This is a genomic window from Pseudoalteromonas porphyrae (assembly GCF_001298125.1).
Lineage (GTDB): Bacteria > Pseudomonadota > Gammaproteobacteria > Enterobacterales > Alteromonadaceae > Pseudoalteromonas > Pseudoalteromonas neustonica.
Map to the genome: position 1 here is coordinate 34,090 of NZ_LHPH01000014.1, position 21,527 is coordinate 55,616.

At 39.2% G+C, this 21,527-nt stretch carries 18 protein-coding genes; 13 read left to right on the top strand and 5 right to left on the bottom strand.

Annotation, left to right across the window (positions count from 1 at the left end; genetic code table 11):
• The first annotated feature begins 11 nt into the window (after positions 1-11).
• The 5 genes from ADS77_RS12805 (at position 12) to ADS77_RS12825 (ending at position 6,416) form a co-directional block, all read left to right on the top strand.
• Entirely contained in the window at positions 12-2,063 is a 2,052-nt protein-coding gene (locus ADS77_RS12805) for a type IV pilus secretin PilQ (protein WP_405633184.1), read from the top strand.
• 454 nt (positions 2,064-2,517) lie between these two features.
• Entirely contained in the window at positions 2,518-3,036 is a 519-nt protein-coding gene (gene aroK, locus ADS77_RS12810) for a shikimate kinase AroK (protein ID WP_054204874.1), read from the top strand.
• Between the two features lie 25 nt (positions 3,037-3,061).
• Complete coding sequence (aroB, locus tag ADS77_RS12815; RefSeq protein WP_054454780.1) at positions 3,062-4,132, top strand: 3-dehydroquinate synthase; 1,071 nt, start codon at positions 3,062-3,064, stop codon at positions 4,130-4,132.
• Positions 4,132-5,511: an AAA family ATPase gene (locus ADS77_RS12820; RefSeq protein WP_054454782.1), complete on the top strand. Its 1,380-nt coding sequence runs from the start codon at positions 4,132-4,134 to the stop codon at positions 5,509-5,511. Before aroB ends, ADS77_RS12820 begins: the two co-directional genes overlap by 1 nt.
• A 53-nt stretch (positions 5,512-5,564) precedes the next feature.
• Positions 5,565-6,416: a Dam family site-specific DNA-(adenine-N6)-methyltransferase gene (locus tag ADS77_RS12825; protein ID WP_054204871.1), complete on the top strand. Its 852-nt coding sequence runs from the start codon at positions 5,565-5,567 to the stop codon at positions 6,414-6,416.
• On the opposite strand, the gene ADS77_RS21695 is transcribed toward ADS77_RS12825, so the two are convergent.
• Positions 6,379-6,564 carry a DUF2970 domain-containing protein gene (locus ADS77_RS21695; protein WP_082355688.1) on the bottom strand — a complete coding sequence of 62 codons (186 nt, stop codon included), beginning with the start codon at positions 6,562-6,564 and terminating at the stop codon, positions 6,379-6,381. The two genes, ADS77_RS12825 and ADS77_RS21695, sit on opposite strands and share 38 nt — an antisense overlap.
• A 4-nt stretch (positions 6,565-6,568) precedes the next feature.
• Positions 6,569-6,859 (bottom strand): hypothetical protein, encoded by a 291-nt coding sequence (locus tag ADS77_RS12830; protein WP_054204951.1) that lies wholly within the window; start codon positions 6,857-6,859, stop codon positions 6,569-6,571.
• Between the two features lie 296 nt (positions 6,860-7,155).
• On the opposite strand from ADS77_RS12830, the gene rpe reads away from it, so the two are divergent.
• From rpe to trpS, 3 genes are read left to right on the top strand one after another with little or no spacing between them, the layout of a single operon-like run.
• The gene (rpe, locus tag ADS77_RS12835; protein WP_054204950.1) at positions 7,156-7,839 is read left to right on the top strand and encodes a ribulose-phosphate 3-epimerase; all 684 of its coding nucleotides are present in this window, start codon (positions 7,156-7,158) and stop codon (positions 7,837-7,839) included.
• Positions 7,839-8,504, top strand: coding sequence for a phosphoglycolate phosphatase (locus ADS77_RS12840; RefSeq protein WP_054454784.1), 666 nt, complete (start codon positions 7,839-7,841; stop codon positions 8,502-8,504). Before rpe ends, ADS77_RS12840 begins: the two co-directional genes overlap by 1 nt.
• 48 nt (positions 8,505-8,552) lie before the next feature.
• Positions 8,553-9,557 carry a tryptophan--tRNA ligase gene (gene trpS, locus ADS77_RS12845; RefSeq protein ID WP_054204869.1) on the top strand — a complete coding sequence of 335 codons (1,005 nt, stop codon included), beginning with the start codon at positions 8,553-8,555 and terminating at the stop codon, positions 9,555-9,557.
• A gap of 121 nt (positions 9,558-9,678) precedes the next feature.
• On the opposite strand, the gene ADS77_RS12850 is transcribed toward trpS, so the two are convergent.
• Positions 9,679-9,951, bottom strand: a complete 273-nt coding sequence (locus ADS77_RS12850) for a hypothetical protein (protein ID WP_054204868.1) — start codon at positions 9,949-9,951, stop codon at positions 9,679-9,681.
• 274 nt (positions 9,952-10,225) lie between these two features.
• Between ADS77_RS12850 and ADS77_RS12855 the strand changes: the two genes are divergently transcribed.
• Together ADS77_RS12855 and ADS77_RS12860 are read left to right on the top strand one after the other, a co-directional pair.
• A complete protein-coding gene (locus tag ADS77_RS12855) occupies positions 10,226-12,412 on the top strand; it encodes a winged helix-turn-helix domain-containing protein (protein WP_054454786.1) in 2,187 nt (728 codons plus the stop codon).
• A gap of 423 nt (positions 12,413-12,835) precedes the next feature.
• Positions 12,836-13,258, top strand: a complete 423-nt coding sequence (locus tag ADS77_RS12860) for a hypothetical protein (protein ID WP_152960619.1) — start codon at positions 12,836-12,838, stop codon at positions 13,256-13,258.
• A 201-nt stretch (positions 13,259-13,459) separates the two neighbouring features.
• Here ADS77_RS12860 and uvrA read toward each other — a convergent pair whose 3' ends face one another.
• The gene (uvrA, locus tag ADS77_RS12865) at positions 13,460-16,285 is read right to left on the bottom strand and encodes an excinuclease ABC subunit UvrA (protein WP_054204865.1); all 2,826 of its coding nucleotides are present in this window, start codon (positions 16,283-16,285) and stop codon (positions 13,460-13,462) included.
• 164 nt (positions 16,286-16,449) lie between these two features.
• Between uvrA and ADS77_RS12870 the strand changes: the two genes are divergently transcribed.
• The 3 genes from ADS77_RS12870 to ADS77_RS12880 all read left to right on the top strand — a co-directional run bounded on the left by ADS77_RS12870 (position 16,450) and on the right by ADS77_RS12880 (position 20,534).
• Entirely contained in the window at positions 16,450-17,817 is a 1,368-nt protein-coding gene (locus tag ADS77_RS12870) for an MFS transporter (protein ID WP_054454788.1), read from the top strand.
• 20 nt (positions 17,818-17,837) lie between these two features.
• Positions 17,838-18,557 (top strand): single-stranded DNA-binding protein, encoded by a 720-nt coding sequence (gene ssb, locus ADS77_RS12875; protein ID WP_054454790.1) that lies wholly within the window; start codon positions 17,838-17,840, stop codon positions 18,555-18,557.
• Between the two features lie 204 nt (positions 18,558-18,761).
• Entirely contained in the window at positions 18,762-20,534 is a 1,773-nt protein-coding gene (locus ADS77_RS12880) for an EAL domain-containing protein (RefSeq protein ID WP_152960620.1), read from the top strand.
• A 48-nt stretch (positions 20,535-20,582) separates the two neighbouring features.
• On the opposite strand, the gene ADS77_RS12885 is transcribed toward ADS77_RS12880, so the two are convergent.
• Positions 20,583-21,491 (bottom strand): 1-aminocyclopropane-1-carboxylate deaminase/D-cysteine desulfhydrase, encoded by a 909-nt coding sequence (locus ADS77_RS12885; protein ID WP_054204853.1) that lies wholly within the window; start codon positions 21,489-21,491, stop codon positions 20,583-20,585.
• Positions 21,492-21,527: the final 36 nt, after the last annotated feature.

Consider the following 21,527-nt stretch of genomic DNA (forward strand, 5'->3'; position numbering starts at 1 on the left):
GTAAAAATAAAATGTATAAGGGAGTATCTTGGAGTCGTCGCATTCATCATGTCATGTTTGTTGTTGTAGCCCTGTTTATAACACAGTCAGCGATCGCAGCACCGCTGTTATATGATATTCGTTATAATCCTTTATTAGCTGGAGAAACGGAATTACAGCTAGTATTTGACGAAGAGTTAAAACAAGCACCTAAAGTTCAGGTGTTTAATAACCCAGCTCGCATTGAAATGCGTTTTAACGCAATGGATGTTGACGATGATCTTGGTGACGTGCAAATCAACCAGTCAGGTATAGTGAAAGTTAGCAGTGTTGCCACTGATGGTAATTTAGTTGTTACTGTTCACTTAGAGCGATTAAAAATTTATCAAACTAAAGTAAAAGATAACCTTTTATCACTGCATGTTTCAGATAACCCTTTAGCAATAGAGGCGACTCCAGAAGGTGAGGCTAGTGACGCCAATGGCAGTTATATAAACAGTATTCAATCGATTGATTTTCGCCGTGGCGAAAAAGGAGAGGCGCGCGTTCTTGTCTTCTTAAAGGACACTCAAGCGGCTATTGATGTACATGAAAGTGGTGGTAAGATTATTGTAGACTTCCATCATACAGATATTCTCGATGAGCTTTTGTATGAATTGGATGTGCTTGATTTTGGTACGGTCGTCAGCTCAATTGAGACATTTAAAGAAGGTAGTGTAAGTAGAATGGTGGTTGCACCTAATGCAGCTTTTAAATTTACTTACCAGCAAATAGAAAACATTCTTACTTTAAGTGTAGAAAAAGATAATACTCAACGTTCATATTTAGATGGTGGCAAGGAATATCAGGGTCGTCCTATGACTCTAAATTTTCAAGACATCTCAGTACGCGCCGTTTTGCAAATTATTGCAGGGTACAACGACTTTAACTTGGTAACGAGTGATTCTGTTGAGGGAAATATTACTTTGCGCTTAGATGGCGTTGCCTGGGATCAAGCCTTAGATGTAGTCTTAAGAGTTAAGGGCCTAGATAAGCGTATGGATGGTTCAATCTTAATGGTTGCTCCATCAGAAGAATTTGCAGAGCGTGAAGCGAAAGAGCTTAAAGCAAAGCAACAAGTTGAAGAGTTAGAGCCGTTATACAGTGAGTACATTCGTTTAAATTATGCAAAAGCAGAAGAGTTTGCTGATTTATTAAAAACGGATACTAACAGTATTATAAGTCAGCGCGGCAGTGTATCTGTTGATAAGCGTACTAATACGCTTCTAATTAAAGATACGGTTGGTAGTATTGAAAGTATTCGCCGAATGGTTGAAACGCTAGATATCCCAGTAAGGCAGGTTTTAATAGAATCTCGTATGGTAACAGTGCGTGATAATGTAAAAGAAGATTTGGGTATTCGTTGGGGATTCAGTGATCAGCAAGGCAGTGATGGTATTTCAGGGACTTTAGAAGGCGCTAATACAATTTCTAATGGCACAATACCAGGTGTATCCGATCGCTTAAATATCAACTTACCTATTGCGAACCCAGCGGGCAGTATTGGTATGCACGTTGCTAAACTGGCAAATGGTACTTTGATAGATTTAGAGTTAACGGCGTTGGAAGAAGAGAATCGCGGTGAGATTATCGCAAGTCCACGTATTACGACTGCAAACCAACAAAAAGCGAGGATTGAACAAGGTACTGAAATACCTTATGTCGAATCAGCTTCAAGTGGTGCAACAACCGTAACATTTAAAAAGGCAGTACTAAGTCTCGAGGTGACGCCTCACATCACACCAGATAATAAAGTGATACTCGATTTAGTAATTACCCAAGATACACGTGGTGATACAGTACAGACGGGAACAGGCCAAGCGGTTGCTATTGATACACAGCAAATTAAAACGCAAGTATTGGTAGAAAATGGCCAAACAATTGTACTGGGTGGAATATTCCAACAACAGATCATTAATTCAACCAAAAAGGTACCATTATTGGGCGATATTCCTTATTTAGGCGTATTGTTTAGAAGTACCAGTGAGTTTAATGAGAAAAAAGAGTTGTTGATATTTGTAACACCTAAGATTCAGGTTGATTAATTTCGCTCTCGACTTGTGTTAGTTTAATATTTTTGTAGCGTTTTATTTTTTAGTTGATGAGTACTTAAATACTCACCAACTTGGATTTTAAACGGCTATAATATGAGAATGTTTTTACCCATATTGAAATGCAAATGTGGGTAAAAATAGAGAGAATGGTGGAAATATTGTGTTATTAAGCCATAGAAAAGTTATGGCTTAGGTATCACACCATAATAAAAGCACTTTGGGTTGGATGTTTTTTGACCGCAAAATGTTAGCCGAACCTATTTTTGGTCGGTTTTTTCTTAATCAATGAGCATTTATTCATTTTAATTGCTCGTTAGTTGGCTTTTTGTTCTATTTGACTTGAAATACCTAATCAATTACTGAGATAATCCCCTCCTTAATTTTGGGGCCAGGTCGTTAGGCGGGGTTTTATTTCAAATTTTAGAGTTCGTTTGTACTAAAAGATATGGCTGAGAAACGTAATATATTTCTAGTTGGTCCTATGGGGGCTGGCAAAAGCACAATTGGTCGTCACATTGCTGACCAATTGCACCTTGAATTTGTCGATTCTGATCAAGAAATCGAACGCCGTACCGGTGCAGATATTGCCTGGGTGTTCGATCTTGAAGGTGAAGAAGGCTTTCGACTTCGTGAAGAAGGCGTCATTGGTGACTTAACCGAAATGCAAGGTATTGTACTTGCAACTGGTGGTGGTTCCGTGATGAGTAAAGAAGTTCGAAATAAGCTTTCGGCTCGAGGTATCGTTGTATACCTAGAGACACCTATCGAAAAGCAAGTTGCACGCACGCAGCGCGACAAGCGTCGCCCATTACTGCAAACAGAAGAAGCACCTCGTGATGTATTAGAGCGCTTAGCTGAAGAACGCGAACCGTTATATAAAGAAGTTGCTGATTTTACTGTACGCACTGATGAGCAAAGCGCTAAAGTTGTTGCTAATCAAATCATTGAGAAATTAGATTTTTAAATACCAATAAGAAAGGATGCTAGCGATGCTTGAATTAACTGTTAATTTAGACGAGCGAAGTTATCCTATCTATATTGGTCAATCTGCACTTCAACAGACTGACAGGCTACTTCATCATATTGGTGATTGTCGACCTATCATTATCACTAATGACACCATTGCACCTTTATACTTAAGTGATGCAATGGCGTTATTAGCTGATTTAAATCCGCTAAATTTTATAATTCCAGATGGTGAGCAATATAAATCACTAGAATGGTTTGAGAAAATTTCAGCATTCCTACTTGAAAATAATTGTGGCAGAGATACCTGTTTAATCGCTCTTGGTGGTGGTGTTATAGGTGATCTTACTGGCTTTGTTGCTGCGTGTTATCAACGCGGTGTTCCGTTTATTCAAGTACCAACTACATTACTATCGCAAGTTGATTCATCAGTTGGCGGTAAGACAGCGGTTAACCATCCTTTGGGTAAAAACATGATTGGGGCATTTTATCAGCCACAAGCTGTGTTTATCGATACTAAATCATTGCATACACTCCCTGCTCGTGAATTTGCAGCCGGTATGGCTGAAGTCATAAAATATGGTTTAATTTACGATATTGAGCTATTTGGTTTTTTAGAGAACAATGTTGCTCAGTTACAAGCTTTGGATGAAGAAACAATTCAGCATGTTATTTTTCGTTGTTGTGAAATCAAAGCGTTAATAGTTGCACAAGATGAAAAAGAAGCAGGTCTGCGGGCTTTACTTAATTTGGGTCATACATTTGCTCATGCAATTGAAGCTCAAATGGGGTACGGACAGTGGCTACATGGCGAAGCTGTAGCGACAGGTATGGTATTAGCTGTGCAACTTGCACATACGCGAGGTGATTTAACCGAGCAAGAAGTGACAAGAGTGTGTGACTTGATTACCAAGTATAATTTACCAGTTGTGATCCCTGAGATTATGACTAGTGAGCACTTTTTGCATCATATGCGTAAAGATAAAAAGAATAAAAAAGGGACTATTCGTTTTATTTTACCTACTCAATTTGGCCAATGTGCATTGGTTGATGATGTCTCAGATCAGCAAGTCCGAGATTTAATAGGGCGCTAATGCAATCGCAAATCTTACCAAGCCGTGCGGCTTTGGTTGATCGTATTGCCCTTCAGTTTGAATACGGGCAAAGTCTTATTGCTCTGCTAGGCTCTTCAGGGCTTGGTAAAAGTTACCTTCTAGAAACCTTCATTACAGATAAATATAGCGACTTTAATAAAGCATTTGTTCAGCTATCGGCTCGAATGACCGACGTTCAATTAATGGGTGAATTACTTGAACAGAGCTTTCGTGCACCATTAATAGATCAAAACCTTAGTTTGTCAGAGAATTTTTATCAGCTTGCGAAGCAGCAAAATTGTGGTGCGTGTTTATGGGTTCTCGATGGTGGAAGACACCTGTCAGATGAAATGGCTGAAGAGTTAGTTAAACTTGCAAAGCAAAGTCCCACTACGTTGTATATCTTAGTTGCCACACAGGTTGTGGCACAATTTAGTAGTAGTGTAGAAATTCATCTTGAAGCGTTATCAATTGCTGAAAGTAAGCAGCTTATGAGCTGGTATTTTAAAGATCTCCCGATAAATGAAGATCCTGTTTTTCAAACTTTTTTGCATGAAACTCACGGTAATCCTAGTTTACTCTTAGCTTGGGAGCCGACCCTGCATAGCGCAAAAGTTGAACCAAAAGCGAAGCCATCATGGCCAATTCATTTAGTAACATTAATGCTGATTATTATGTTATTGATTATTGGTTTTTTATACCAGTCAGATATGACTCGTTGGTGGAAAGACGTTTATCAGGCGCAGCCTGAGCAAGCAATTCCTACCGCATTAAGTGTTAACACGTTTAAATCAGGTGCTGAGGATAGACAGAACACAGATGTAATTACATTGGCCGATAATACGGATAGTGAGCAGTTGCTTGTAGATGAAAGTATTGAAACAAAGAGTAGTAAAGTTAATGCTATCGCCAACGATACATCAATTGAGCTTGATGCAATTGAGTCACCCTCTGCCACTCATAAAAATAACGTAGCGGCTATTTTAGATAGTTTAGCCATAAGTGAGCAAAAGAAAGATCCAGTAAATATTGTTGAACAACCAAGCAAGGTAATCGACGTTTCGATTGCAGAATTACCAGCAGATAATGCGTGGTATTTATCACAAACGGACAACAATGTAGTTATTCAATTATTAGCCGTTACTCAGCAGTCTGTTAGTGAGCAATTTATTGCCCAACAGCAATTACAAGCAAATGCTAAAGTGTACCAAACATGGCGCAATGAAAAGCTGTGGTGGGTTGTCACCTATGGTAATTATCCAAGTATGCAAGCAGCGCGCGCTGTGTTACCAAGCCTACCCGAGCAAGTTCGTAAAAATCAGCCTTTTTATAAAAAAATTGCCAAAATAAAACAAGAAATTGCATTACTAGATCAGTAAATTAGTACTGATTAGTGTAAAATTGCGATACACACGTTTGAAGTAAAGAGCCGATGCAGAAAAAGACCAGAGCCTTCCTTAAATGGGCCGGCGGAAAATACAGCTTAGTTGAAGATATTAGTGCCCGTTTGAATCTAGCGAGCAAGCATGCTGACACATTAGTTGAACCGTTTGTGGGTGCTGGTTCAGTATTTTTAAATACTGATTTTAAGCATTATATTTTAAATGATATAAATGCTGATCTGATCAATCTTTATAACGAATTAAAAAGTTCGCCAGATGAATTTATAAGTGATGCAAAAAAACTGTTTGTAGATCTTAATAACCATGCTGATGCTTACTATGATTACCGTGTGCAGTTTAATCAAAGTAATGACATTTATGAGCGTGCTATTTTATTTTTGTACATGAATCGTCATGGCTACAATGGTTTGTGTCGTTATAATCTGAAGGGAATTTTTAATGTTCCATTTGGTAAGTATAAACGTCCTTATTTTCCTGAAAAAGAAATGTACTTTTTTGCTGAGAAAGCGCAGCAAGCCACATTTACCTGTCTAGGTTATGATGATGTGTTTAAGTTAGTACCCAGCAATGCGGTAATTTACTGCGATCCACCGTATGTGCCTTTAAGTAAAACAGCGTCATTTACCTCTTATGCTAAAGGGGGCTTTAATTTAGATGATCAAGCGAACTTAGCGAACTTAGCTGAGCAAGCAGCCTTTGAGCAAAAGACACCGGTATTGATTTCGAACCATGATACTGTCTGGACGCGAAAAATATACAGTCAAGCAACGCTGAATGAAATTCAAGTAAAGCGGACTATCAGCCCAAAAGGTGGTTCACGCAATAAAGTAAATGAACTAATGGCTATGTATTTAGCACCCAAGTCACCACGCCATAAATAGCGGCTACAAAAAATACAAATAAAACAATAGCGATGAGAATAATACTCAATGGGGAGTGTTGTTTGAAGTCAGATTGGCGCTTTTTTTCAGATTGCACACCAAAAAAAGCCGCTACGACACTTTGTAGAGCATCGAGTAGTTGTCGCATTTAATTAAAAGTTCGGGCTAAGTGAGCGTGCTTTTTTTGGTTCATCTGAGCTGGTAAGCAATTCTAATAAATCTAAGTAATGAAATTGTGCACTACGGCTGTCGCCAGTGATCCAAGACATCCAACTAGACTCTTGTTCAAGGTGCATACAGTGAACAGGTACGACAGAGATAACCTCTGCATTGTTTTGGCAATGATTGGCAGCGATGATTACATCATCATTTTGAGAAAAATAGGTTACTGTTAAAGTAGTGACAACAGTAGCAATTAAGATCCCAGTTTTAAAAGCACGCATTTTATCTAACCCAAAGTGGTATGACTTACCCAAGCATACATAAAGAATGCTTAAATAACAACCTTAATTTATACTTAACAAATATAAATGTTTAATATAATTAATAGCTTAAGGTAAATGTAATGTTTTAAAAAAGTTGTTTTTTAATTGCTCTTTAGATATCTGCAATAGAGCATATGTTCTATATTGGGATGATCCTTGGGGATCTTCGCTATTTGGGTTACATTAGGCACATACATGCAATTTAGGCTGTGACTCATAAAGAGTTAGCCACAATCGAATCTATGGGTTTGTTTATGTTAGATACTTTGCCAAAATATTTAATCGCTCCGTCAATTTTATCAGCTGATTTTGCGCGATTGGGAGAAGATGTTGATCGTGTTTTAGCCGCAGGTGCGGACGTGGTCCATTTTGATGTCATGGATAACCATTATGTGCCAAACTTAACCATCGGCCCTATGGTTTGCAAGGCGTTGAGAGATTACGGTATTACAGCGCCAATTGATGTGCATCTAATGGTAAAACCGGTAGATAGCTTGATCCCGCAATTTGCCGAAGCTGGCGCATCCATTATTACTTTTCATCCAGAAGCAAGTGAGCATATAGATCGCACTTTACAGTTGATCAAAGATCACGGCTGTCAAGCGGGTTTAGTATTCAACCCAGCTACGAGCTTAAGCTATTTAGAGCATGTGATTGACAAACTCGATGTGATCTTACTTATGTCGGTTAATCCAGGGTTTGGCGGACAGAGTTTTATTCCTCATACTTTGGAAAAGTTACGCCAAGCACGAAAAATTATTGATGATTCAGGCCGTGCAATTCGTTTAGAAGTTGATGGTGGTATTAAAGTCGATAATATTGGTGCTGCTGCAGAAGCTGGTGCTGATATGTTTGTTGCGGGCTCTGCAATTTTTAATCAGCCAGATTATAAAGTGGTTATTGATCAAATGCGTGAGCAATTACAGGTTGTTAAATAATGAAATATGAAGCCGCTTTGTTTGATCTAGACGGCACCCTTGTCGATAGTGTGTATGATTTATATATAGCGATGAATCTGACTTTATCTGACTTAGCTTTTCCGATTGTAAGCCAGCGTTTAGTCGAAAGTTGGGTGGGTAATGGCATTGATGTTTTGGTTAAACGAGGCTTAAGTGGCGATATGCAAATAAGTGAGCATTTAGACTCAGGGCTTGCAGATAAAGCGATTGCACTTTTCTATGGTCACTATGAACAGCAGGTCGGCGAGTACAGCGTATTATATCAACATGTAGAAACAGGTCTGGCGGCATTACGCGGTATGCCAAAAGCGTTAATCACTAATAAAGCACGACGCTTCACTGAAAAGCTACTTGATAAGTTGGCTTTAACAAGTCATTTTGATGTAATAGTATGTGGTGATGATATGGCTAAAAAGCCGTCACCTGAGCCACTGTTGTTTGCTTGTCAGCAATTAAATGTACAAGCGAGCCAAGCAATTATGATCGGTGACTCAAAAAGTGATATTTTAGCGGCGCAAGCAGCCAGGATAGATGTGGTTGCGTTGACTTATGGTTATAACCAAGGGGAGAGTTTAAGTGATTATAATCCGCAGTACCTCTGCGGTACATTCTTAGATATACTACCGGTGCTTAATCAGCGGTAAACGACATTTAATTTTAGTATTTTAATTTTAGCAATATAAAGGAACATCATGAGTAAACCAGTAGTGTTAAGTGGCATTCAGCCAACCGGTGGTATGACAATAGGCAACTATGTTGGCGCTATTAACCAGTGGCTTAAGCTACAGGAAGACCACGAAAGTTACTTTATGCTGGTTGACTTGCATGCGATAACAGTACGCCAAGATCCAAAGTTGCTTCGGTCACGTGTATTAGATGGCATCGCGCTTTATGCCGCATGTGGTATTGATCCAGAAAAAGCCGCGTTATTTGTGCAATCACAAGTGCCAGAGCATGCACAATTAGGTTGGGTATTAAATTGTTATGCGCAAATGGGTGAGCTGAATCGCATGACCCAGTTTAAAGATAAATCATCAAAGCATGCTAACAATGTGAACGTTGGTTTATTTGCTTACCCGGTATTACAGGCCGCTGATATTTTGCTTTATCAAGCAGATCAAGTACCAGTGGGAGATGATCAAAAACAGCATTTAGAACTTACGCGTGATATCGCGACACGTTTTAATAATTTATACGGCGATGTGTTCACAGTTCCTGAACCTTATATCCCTGAGTTCGGCGCGCGTGTAATGAGCTTACAAGATCCACTTAAAAAAATGTCTAAATCTGATGAAAATCCAAATGGTTACATCATGTTGTTAGATGAACCGAAAAAGATTGAGAAAAAGCTGAAAAAAGCAGTAACTGATTCAGACGAGCAGGCACGTATTTATTTTGATCGTACTGAAAAACCAGGTGTATCTAATTTACTTACTCTTATGTCAGTAGCAACTAAACGTTCAATTGAAGAGTTAGTGCCAGAGTACGAAGATAAAATGTATGGTCATCTGAAAAAAGACACCGCTGATGCTGTTGTTAGCATGATTGAGCCAATTCAAGCGCGCTTTAAAGAAATTCGTGAAGATCAAACATTGCTTGATAACATCATGAGGACAGGAGCCGAAAAAGCCAGCGCACGTGCAGAGGTAACGTTAAAGGCAGTTTACAATGCACTAGGATTTATACCACGCCCGTAATCTCGCTTTAGTCGATAAAAAACCGCTTTCGAATACTATTTCGAAAGCGGTTTTTTATTTTTAAGCAAATCGTATTCTATCTACACTAACATATTGGCAGTGTAGCTTTTATTAAACAGCATTATAGGTTATCGAGCTTATCTGATAATTCTTTGTTTATTTTTTTGTGTATGTCGCTCATTGATTTTTCTAAGCTCATATCTAGTTTTGTACTTAAGCTGCTTTGAAATGCTTGTTCTTTTGTATGTGAGTATTGTGTTATCGATTTAGGGAGGTGAGCACTGCTAAGTTGTTGCATTACTAACTCAGGCTTACCCGCCGCCATTGTCGCAGATGAAGTAAATGCCGCCGTGATAATTAATGCTGATAGTGTTTTTTTGATTAAATTTTTCATAATAGAATCCTATTGTTTATTTAATATATAAGAGCAAAAGTTAACTGCGAATAGTTTAGCGGTTAGGTTTGCTGTTGACGGTGATAAGAATAGCGCTAGGGTTTACTAAAGTCGCTTATCTAGATATAAGCAATTAATTGATAAGGTTCTTTGTTTTATTATCATTTAAAATCATGGTGTTACTTTTAAATGTTATATTTATAGATAAGGTTTCACTACATAATTACTCGTCCCTGTGCTAGGGTTGCAGCATACAAAAAAAGAAATAATGATTATGAATTATCAAATCGGACCTTGGCAATTTATTGAAAGTCGCTGTGTTGTCGTTGCAGAAAATATAGAACGAGAATTAGATCCGTTACTGGTTAAATTACTCATGCACTTTATTAGTAAGCCACAACAAATTATTGCTCGCCAAGAGCTGGTTGAGCAGGTATGGCGGCAAAGTTTTGTTGATGATAATGCCATCAACCGCGCTATTTCAGAGCTTCGTAAGCAACTATCTCACCCTGTAGAAAAAGCACCTTTATTAAAAACTCACTATCGTAAAGGCTATAGCTTGAGCGTTGCGGTGACATTGTTAACGGCAACGGAATTAACGACAACTGAGCAAGCGAAAATAGGGCTGCCCTCAAAAACAGCTATAAAGGAGTCCTTAGATAGCAAAAACGTAGGATCCACGGTTATAGAAACGCTTACTGAGCACAATAATCTAGAATCACTTGATGTTGTGAAGTCGAATAAAAGTAAGCAATACGGCCTGTATGGCTTGGTGTTAATTATCTTCTTTACTCTTACCGTTATAGGCTGGTTTGTAATACAAAAGCCAGTTAAATCAGAGGATATAGCGCAATTTAGTGTGATTAACACCAGCACAAAAATCACCCCAAGTACTTGGAATATAGGGGCGGAATCAGTGCCTTTACTGTCCTTTGATAAGCAGTTTTTAGGTTACAGCAATAGCGATATGATGACTCAGCAATCTCGCGCATATGTGAAGCGGATAACGGATCAACGAGAAATCCAACTTGATTACAAAGATTACGATGTGTCTATATTATCCTGGCAGCATAAGCAGCACAGTGTATTGCTACAAGCGACTAAATTAGCAGAACAACAATGTTTAATGGTGTTAATCGATTTACATGAGTTTCCTAATGTAGGTAGTAAACAAGTTATACGTGACTGCGATTTACGCTATACAGGTTATGCACAGCTTGATGAAAGCGGTAAGTTTTTATATTATTCTGAATATAAAAACAAGCAAGGCGGAGCGGGGCTTTACAGATATAACACCTTTTCAAAACAAGAAACAACGTTAGTGCCAAGTTCTGAAGTGATGTTTGGTGTGCTGATTCCACGCATTTCTCCTTCAGGTAAATATGTAGGCTATATTCAAGCTACGCAAGGACAACCTTTTTCACTTTTTGCCTACAATTTGCAGACAACAGAGACTAAACGCTTGTTCCAAGCAGAGGCGAAAAGTATTAGCTTCGCATTTGATTGGATACCTGATGAAGAAAGTGTACATATCTCTGAAAATGACAGATTAACCACTGTCAATATAGCTGACAATAAAACAACTGTTCGTAAGATATCACCTTATATTTCACCTTATTATATTGCAGCTCAATCTTTAAATAGCTTTTATTTTTCTCCATCACAAACACAGCAATTTTCGATTTTCAAGGTAACCGATTTATTTTCGCAAAAGATGCAAGGACAGCGGTTATATGAATCACAAGGTAATAATTATAATGCGGCTCCCTTTAATAAGGATGGGTATGCAAGTACATTATTCGTCTCTAGTCGTTCAGGAAGCGCCCAGTTATGGTCAGATACACAAGGGCAACAAACCCAACTAAGTGATTTTACTGTTGAGCATGGCACGCCTAGCTTTGGCTTTGTGCGAATGTCAGGGAACGACAAGTTTTTACTATTAAAGATCAATAAAGAGTTAACATTTTTCGACCTTCAGACTAATAAGCTACATGCAGTAGAGGAGTTAAAAGGATTAAAAATTGTTAGCTATGCTTGGTCAGATAATAGCGAGAAAATATGGTTTATTGAGCAGCAGGCTACAAGCTATCAATTATGGCAGTTTAACCTGCTAACGCGTGAGCTAAATAAACGTAATGATATAGCCCCTTACACTTTGATCAATAATAACCAGGGAAAAAGCTTTGCTGTGACAAATGAAGAATTAGTAAGATTAGCAGATAATAAACGTTGGCAGATCCCCAAAGCACAGCAAGCGACCTCGTTTCACGCAATTAATACAGAGTATTTATATATAAGCGATGGCATCTCGCGCGTGGCTCGATTTAATTTGGCGAATAGTGAAACGGAAGAAGTGCACGTTAATTTTAAATCATTTTCTTTTAACGTAAACGACAATAACGAGCTGTTATTTAACCGCCGTGATGTTAAAGACACACAGATAAAGTTAGTGAGTTGGTAGCTCGTCGCCTGCAGCCAGTTTTTACGTGTTTTGCTGCTATGAGGGAATTGCCGTTGAATAACGTTAGAGAATGAAGAGGGCACCCACTCTAAAGTTTGTATTTTTCAAAAGTAAATTTATGGCTGCCCCTTTGATTTGTGCTTTTGTTTCTCATATGTGAAATAGCTGAAAAGTATAGTAGTTAAGGTTGGATGAAACATATAGCTAACGACTTCCTTAAATTGTTCAAATATTTATGCAGATTGGTATAATTATGGATCCTTTAGAGAAACTTGCTGAAAAAACAGAAGGCACGAAGAAATACGTAAGAAGGAACGGCTTGAAGTATTAGGCCACTTACCTTTTTCGCTTATTTCTCTTGTTGTATATATTGCTATTTTTGTCTTTCTTGGCACAAATAGCTACGATCCTAATGATTTAAATTTGCAAGAGATGTCCAAACAAGTTTGGTTTTTTGCCATGGTTTTAAGTGCTGGCGTTGGTGCTATATGTTTTATAGGTAGTTTATCTTTTTTGCTATGGATACATCTGATTGCTCGACACCTTAAAAGTAAAGTGTCAATGATAAAGCTATTTTTCTTATCTTTTTTTTCATTAAGTATCAGCCTGTTCCTGCTTTTACTTGGTAGTTACTTTGATGTGTTGATACACAATAATGCACATTCAATTGCTAAATTTATGCGGTTTGGTTTTGAAGTAACGCCGTTTCCAATCGAAATGGCAATAAATTTTGTAATAGTGTTTTTTGCTATGCTTTTATTGCAAGTATCAATGTATGTCGCTGCATTGCCTTTCAAAGCAAAAAGACATGCTACAGAAATTAAAGCTAAAACAAATAGGCCTTAACTTTGACAATAGACAGTTGTGTTCTTTTTGACCGCCTTGCTGTGACGGTCAACTCTCAATCGCCAATTCTAAATAAATAAGCAAATTTGGTTACTTGGCCAACCTTAAGAAAGTAGTTTACTACAAACATAGAGTGATTTTTTCTTATTGTGGCCTGCTTTATGGGCTGTCAAAATAAGACTGCCACAATTTTTAAAACCCTTATTTTAATAATAAGGGCTTTAAGTAATGGCCCGTATGTGAGCGCTCACATTCAGCGACTTCTTCTGGCGTACCAGCAATGAGAATTTCACCACCACCGGCGCCACCTTCAGGACCTAAATCAACAATCCAATCTGCTGTTTTGATCACATCTAAGTTGTGCTCAATGACAACAATCGTATTGCCATGGTCACGTAAACGATGCAAAACGACAAGCAGTTGTTCAATATCGGCAAAGTGTAGCCCTGTGGTTGGCTCATCAAGAATATACAAGGTTTTGCCGGTATCACGCTTTGATAACTCTCGAGCGAGTTTAACTCGCTGTGCTTCACCGCCAGAGAGTGTGGTAGCAGCTTGACCTAAACGAATATACGATAAACCAACATCCATCAATGTTTTTAGTTTGCGTGCAATTGCTGGTATTTTATCAAAGTAGTCATGCGCATCTTCAACAGTCATTTCAAGTACTTGATGAATATTTTTGCCTTTGTATTGTACTTCTAAAGTTTCGCGGTTGTAACGCTGCCCTTTACATACATCACAAGGGACATAAACATCCGGTAAAAAGTGCATTTCGACTTTGATTACGCCGTCACCTTGGCAAGCTTCACAGCGTCCGCCTTTAACGTTAAAGCTAAAACGACCTACTTTATAACCACGAGAACGTGACTCTTGTGTGCCGGCAAACAACTCACGAATACCTGTAAATATACCGGTATAAGTTGCAGGATTTGAGCGCGGAGTACGGCCAATTGGGCTCTGGTCGATATCAATGACTTTATCAAAGTGTTCAAGGCCGCTAATTGATTTATATGCAGCGGCTTCTGCGGTTGTGGCACCATTGAGCTCAGTATGTGCAAGCTTAAATAAAGTGTCGTTTATTAGCGTTGATTTACCTGAGCCAGACACACCCGTAATACAGGTCATTAACCCAAATGGAATTTTTAAATCTACATTTTTAAGATTGTTGCCTGTAGCGCCAAATAACTCTAACCACTTATCATTAATAAGGTGGCGTTGTGCGGGTACTTCAATTTTACGTTTACCAGATAAAAACTGGCCAGTGACAGATTCTTCGCTTGCTAAAATATCATCACGAGTACCTTCAGCTATAACATAACCTCCATGCACACCAGCACCTGGACCAATATCAATAATATGATCAGCCGCACGAATAGCATCTTCATCGTGTTCTACGACAATAACTGTATTGCCTAAATCACGTAAGTGAATAAGGGTTTGTAATAGGCGGTCGTTGTCGCGTTGATGTAAACCAATTGAAGGTTCATCAAGTACGTACATAACACCGACAAGACCTGCACCAATTTGGCTCGCTAGGCGAATACGCTGTGCTTCACCACCTGATAAGGTATCGGCGCTGCGCTCAAGTGAGAGGTAATTTAAACCAACATTGATTAAAAATGACAAACGATCGCGAATTTCTTTTAAGATCTTTTCTGCGATCTGGCCTTTTTGACCCGTTAAGCTTAGCCCTTCAAAAAAGGCCATGGCTTCACCAATACTCATTGAAGTAATGGTTGGTAAATTAGTTTGACCTATAAATACGCTACGCGCTTCTTGGCGCAAGCGTGATCCCTTACAGCTTGGACATGCTTGGCTTGTTTGGTATTTTGCTAGTTCTTCGCGTACAGAGTTTGATTCTGTCTCGCGGTAGCGGCGGTTCATATTATTGAGCACGCCTTCAAACTCATGGTTACGGGTAATTAAATCACCACGGTCATTACGGTAGTTAAAAGCGATTTTGGTATCGCCAGAGCCTTCAAGAATTATTTTTTTAGCATCTTTAGTGAGTTCTTGAAAAGGGACTTCTAAATCAAATTTATAGTGATCGGCAACGGCTTGCAGCATTTGGAAATAATAAAAGCTGCGTTTATCCCAGCCCTTTATAGCGCCACCTGACAAACTAAGTTCCGGGTTTTGTATAACGCGATTAGGATCAAAGTACTGACGAACGCCTAAACCATCACAGCTTTGACATGCTCCTGCGGGATTGTTAAATGAGAACAGGCGCGGTTCAAGTTCACTCATTGCATAGCCACACGTTGGGCAAGCAAAATTAGCAGATAAAAGCAGCTCTTCGCTATCAGGGTCATCCATTGAGGCAATAGTTGCAACGCCTGATGAAAGTTCCAAGGCTGTTTCAAATGACTCAGCTAAACGTTGTTGTAGGCCATCTTTTACTTTAAAGCGATCAACCACAACTTCTATCGTGTGCTTTTTATGTAATTCTAAAGTTGGGGGATCTGATAGGTCACATACTTCACCGTCAATACGGGCACGAATGTAACCTTGGCTCGAAAGCTGTTCAAGTAATTTTACGTGTTCGCCTTTACGCTCTTTTACTACGGGAGCAAGCAACATTAATTTACTGCCTTCAGGAAACGCTAAAACAGTGTCGACCATTTGGCTCACTGTTTGCGCAGCAAGGGGTAAATCATGTGTAGGGCAACGCGGCTCACCAACACGGGCAAACATTAAACGTAAGTAATCATATATTTCGGTAATGGTACCAACGGTTGAGCGTGGGTTATGCGACGTTGATTTTTGCTCAATTGAAATGGCGGGTGATAAGCCTTCAATATGATCAACATCGGGTTTTTCCATTAAAGATAAAAATTGTCTGGCGTAGGCCGATAAAGATTCAACATACCGACGTTGCCCTTCTGCATATAACGTATCAAATGCTAAAGACGATTTACCTGAACCAGATAGGCCAGTGATAACAATTAATTTATCACGGGGGATGGTTAGGCTGATGTCTTTTAAATTGTGCGTTCGGGCGCCTCGGACTTCAATGTTTTCCATGCTATCTCGTTTCATTACCAAATTGATTTACTGAGTATCTCATAATACGACAGAAGATTAATCCTTGATCAATGAAAAATCATCGCTTAGAGGCGATTATTTATTAGCGAGCTTGTGGTAGAATCCCTGCTCGAATTTTAATAGACAGCAAGAACACGCGAATCATGACAGCATCTTCACTCAATTCACGAGAAAAACGCGCCGCAGTTTCCCTAGCGAGCGTGTTTGCATTTCGTATGCTTGGCCTATTTATGTTAATGCCAGTACTGGCTATTTATGGGCAAGATTTATCTGGTTTTTCACCGCTTTGGATTGGTTTTGCAATTGGCGCGTATGGATTAACGCAGGCTGTATTACAAATTCCCATGGGTTGGCTTTCCGATAAAATCGGCCGCAAAAAAGTTATTGTTGGTGGCTTATGTGTATTTGCTTTGGGCTCTGTTATCGCAGCCATGGCTGATTCTATGCAAATGGTTACCGTAGGTCGTGCATTACAAGGTATGGGAGCTATTGCCAGTTCTTTACTTGCCTTTGCCTCCGATTTAAGCCGTGATGAACAACGTCCTAAGGTGATGGCTGTGATTGGTATGAGTATTGGTATGAGCTTTGCTGTAGCCATGTTACTTGGGCCGATGGTTGCTGCTTCTTGGGGAATTGCAGGGGTATTTTGGCTTACCGCTATTTTGGCTGTTGCGGGTATTTTTATCGTACTGTTTTTAGTCCCAAAAGCCGTAAATAAAGCCCCGAAGGGCGATACATTGGCAAGCTTCACTGATATTAAAAAATTGATTAAACACCCCCAATTAGCTCGTTTAGATTTAGGGGTTATGTTGTTACATTTAACGCTTACGACTATTTTTGTTGCATTACCAGGACAACTAATTGCCAAGGGGTTAGCTGCACAATCACATTGGCAAGTGTATATTCCCGTACTCATATTAGCATTTTTATTAATGGCGCCAGTGATGATTATTGCCATTCGTAAAGAAAAAGAAAAACAAGCGTTTATTGGCTCTATCGCCTTACTGGCACTGAGCATGTTGGCAATGGCGTTTGGCGTAAACTCAGTAATAGGCATGGCGTTATGTATGTTGGCATACTTTATTGCGTTTAATTTTTTAGAAGCCACCATGCCCGCCTTGGTTTCGCGGTTAGCGCCAGCTAATCAAAAAGGATCTGCGATGGGGGTATTTTCATCGGGGCAGTTTTTTGGTGCATTTTTAGGTGGTATTTTAGGGGGTTACGTTGCGCAATCAACAACCCCGCAAGCAGTGTTTGCCGCAGCCGCAGTTGTTGGGGTAATATGGCTTATCCTTGCGTGGAATATGCAAGTCCCGCCAAAAAGTAAAATGATAAGCTTAATGACAGAATTAAGTAACGAGGAGCAAGCGCAATCCCTCGCTTCTCGTTTAGTTGCTTTGCCGGGCGTAATTGAAGCAACAGTAGTTTGTGATGAAAATCGCAGTTATTTAAAGATTGATGACAAAAAATTTGACCTAGACCAAGCCCGAAAAATGGCTGGTTTAATCTAACGTTTATAGGAGAGTAGTCCATGGCACGCGGTGTAAATAAAGTAATCTTGGTTGGTAATTTAGGTCAAGATCCAGAAGTACGTTATATGCCTAATGGCAACGGTGTAGCGAACATTACTTTAGCTACTTCAGATAGCTATAAAGATAAAAATACCGGTCAAATGGTTGATAAAACAGAATGGCACCGCGTAGTATTTTTTGGCAAGCTAGCTGAAATTGTAGGTGAATACTGTCGTAAAGGTTCGCAAATTTACGTTGAAGGTAAACTTCAAACACGTAAGTGGACTGATCAACAAGGCCAGGAAAAATACACGACAGAAATCGTTGTTGATGGTTTCACTGGCCAAATGCAAATGCTGGGCGCACGTGGCGGCGACCAACAAAGTGGTGGCTATCAAGGTGGTCAGCAAAGCGGTGGTCAATCTCAAGGTGGTTATCAGCAGCAAAATGCACCACAACAAGGTGGTTATAACCAACAAGCAAACGCACCAGCAGCACAACCACAACAAAGCTACTCACCTGCTCCACAGCAAGCACCTGCGGCTCGTCCACAGTCAGCGCCTGCAGCAGCACCACAGCAAAGTAATCAATATCAAGGTGGCCAAGGTGGCGGATATGCTCCACAAGGCGGCGGACAGCCACAAGGTGGGTTTGCACCTAAACCACAAAGTGCCCCACAAGGCGGCGCGTCAAATCCGATGGAACCACCAATCGATTTTGACGACGATATCCCGTTCTAAATCATGGTTAACTTGAAAAGTTTTATTGAAAGCCGCTATTAAGCGGCTTTTTTTAGTTTTATTAGAAAGTAGTCATACCGTATGAGCTCCACTTTGCGTAAACCCAAATACATGACTGTGGTTTAACCCCGCAATATAAACCTGCCACAGTATCTCCTAGGAAATTTCTTTAAATCCAGCTGTAGCCTTGTGTTAATAAGGATCTTGAACAACACTTTAGCTATTAAAAATAATAGCGAAATAATAAAAGTGATTGAATCGAGGAATGCACAAATGCGTATGCTGAGCATCTATGTGATTGCTTTTACGCTGTTACTTGGCATATTTAATATTATGCTAGGGGAAGTTTTACATCAAAAAGTTCACCACACAGGTGGGCAGTTGGCAAAGCAAGTTTATGATTTAAAAATAGATGTTATTACTGAACGGGATGTAATAGCAGCGCTTGCTGAAAATCATGGGTTTATGCTCGAACCACACGAGGCACCACTGCACTTTTCTGCATTCATGGCAGAGGAAAGCGAGGTGTTCAGTTATAAATCAGTGAGCTTAAAGCTATACCATTGGCCTTCATGGATTGTTGAAAGTTATTTATTTATCTTATTGAATCTAATATTAATAGGAGTCGCTGTATGGAGTTATCGCTGGTGGTGTGTTTTATTTAAAAGTAAGCTTAAGCCTGTTTTGAGTGCACCTCAAGATGATTTACCATTTACATTAGCTAAGTCTGTTGAAGATAAAATTGAAGAACCGCATATAGATAAAAGTAATCAAGAGCTTAAACAACTTCCGCCAGAGAACGCGCTCACGACCTTGTATGCTATACAGAATAATTATAATCATCTTTTTGCGTTATTTTACTGTGGTCAGCCATTTCCACATAATATTGATTTAGAAAACCACTTTAAGCTCGTTATTGTAAAAGGCTTTAAAGAACTGTCTAAAATTTCAGTAAAACTTCTGCCTTCAGGCGGTTTGGCTATTACCTTAGAGAATATTTCCCAGACAGATGTTGATAATTATATGAAGCGCTTACATCAAATAATATTCCAAGCTGCGCTGGTATACCGTGGTGACTTGTCCCGTAAAGATGTAAAAGTAGGTGTGTGTAATTACCGTGATGGTGCCGATCAAACGATTGTTTATCAATTAACTAAATCTGCATTAGTGCAGGCTAAACAAAGTGCGTGGCAGCATATTCAACGAATTCCATTTAATTATACTCGTTCAATCGAGTTAGCTGAAGGTGCGGATACATTACCTGATTACATAACGAAGAAAAAGTTTATGTTGTTTTTTCAACCTTTGTTTGATTTGGCAACAGGCGAAATGTTACAGCATGAGGCTTTAATACGCATTAGACATAAGTCTTTAGGGATGCTATCTGCTCGACAGTTTATCCCACAGTTAACGAATGAGACAGCGATAGTGCAATTGGATCAGGCGGTTGTTGAGCAGGTAATTAAATTATTGGAAGCTGAGCCTAGCTCGTTAACGGTAAGTATTAACGTGCACCCACTTAATTGGTTTAGTCGTCAATTTTGGTTATGGTTTGATAAAAAAATGCGTAGCTTTAAAGGCTCGAATAAGCTTCAATTCGAGATTTTAGAAGATGATTTTTACCAACATCTCCCTAAACTAACGTCTGCATTGAGCGCTATTAAAGCCATCAGTGGTACTGTATTAATTGATAATGTGACCACCAGTAATAAAATAGGTTTACTGGAGCCTTATAAAATAGTGAAAGGCTTAAAGCTTAGTTTTGAGCTGATCCATAATATAGATAGTAATCTAAAACAGCAAAAAGCTGTTCGCCAAATTGTTTTGCAAAGTACACGTATTAATCTACCCGTATATGGAGTGGGAGTTGAGACACAATTGGAGCTCAATACATTAAAAAAATTAGGCGTAGTGGCGGCGCAAGGCTTTTATTTTACTGAACCACTGCAAGAATTTAATCAAGTAACATCTAGTTAGGTGTTACTTATAGAACACCCTTAAAAGTACATCAATTCGAAAAATGATTTAAATGAGTTTTCGATAGCGCAAACCCTTTAACCCCTGAAGTCCACCAGTATGTATAGCAATAATTCGACTGCCTGCGGGGAAAAAATCTTGTTCTATTAATTGCCAAAGCGCATACATCATTTTACCTGAGTAAATTGGTTCTAAAGGTAGCTGATACCGCACTTGCATCGCCTGGCAAAACTGCCAAAGTTCAGGCGTGAATTTTCCATAACCACCACCATGAAACTCAGTTAGTAATTGCCAGTTATTTTGTTCTCGTGCGGCTTGGCTGAGTATTTTTATCTCATTTATTAAATATTCCGCTTGTTTTAGCACCGCAATACCTAATACTTTAGTGGTTTTATTACTGCCTTCAATGAGCCCCGCTAGAGTGCCGCCACTGCCCGTAGGGCAAATAATATAGTCGGCCACTGGTAGGGATTGTGCCAATTCTTTTCCTCCTTGAAGGGCTGCTTTGTTTGTTCCTCCTTCCGGTAGGATGTAGGCGTTTGGGAACTGTTTTTGAAGTTGGGTAATATAATCTGTGTTATTACGCTCTTTATATTCTAAGCGGGTAACTGCATGTAATTGCATGCCGCAGTGTTGAGCAAACTGCAATGTAGGGTTATTTAGATCGAGTTCAGGACCACGAATAATTCCGCGTGTCTTAAAGTTTAGAAGCTTCCCAGCTGCTGCGCATGCATGGATATGATTTGAGAAAGCCCCTCCAAATGTAAGTAATTCGTTTTTCTTTTGAGCCTGCATAGCAGATAAATTATATTTTAATTTACGCCATTTATTGCCATTTATAGAATGGTGCAGCAGATCGTCACGCTTAATACTTAAAAATAAATTTCTTTTTTTTAAGTTATCTCCATCTATTTGTTTTAACGGTGAGTTTTCATTTATCGTGCTGAGTTTTAACATTATTGCCTCTTTATTTCTTTGCAATACTTGCGACCT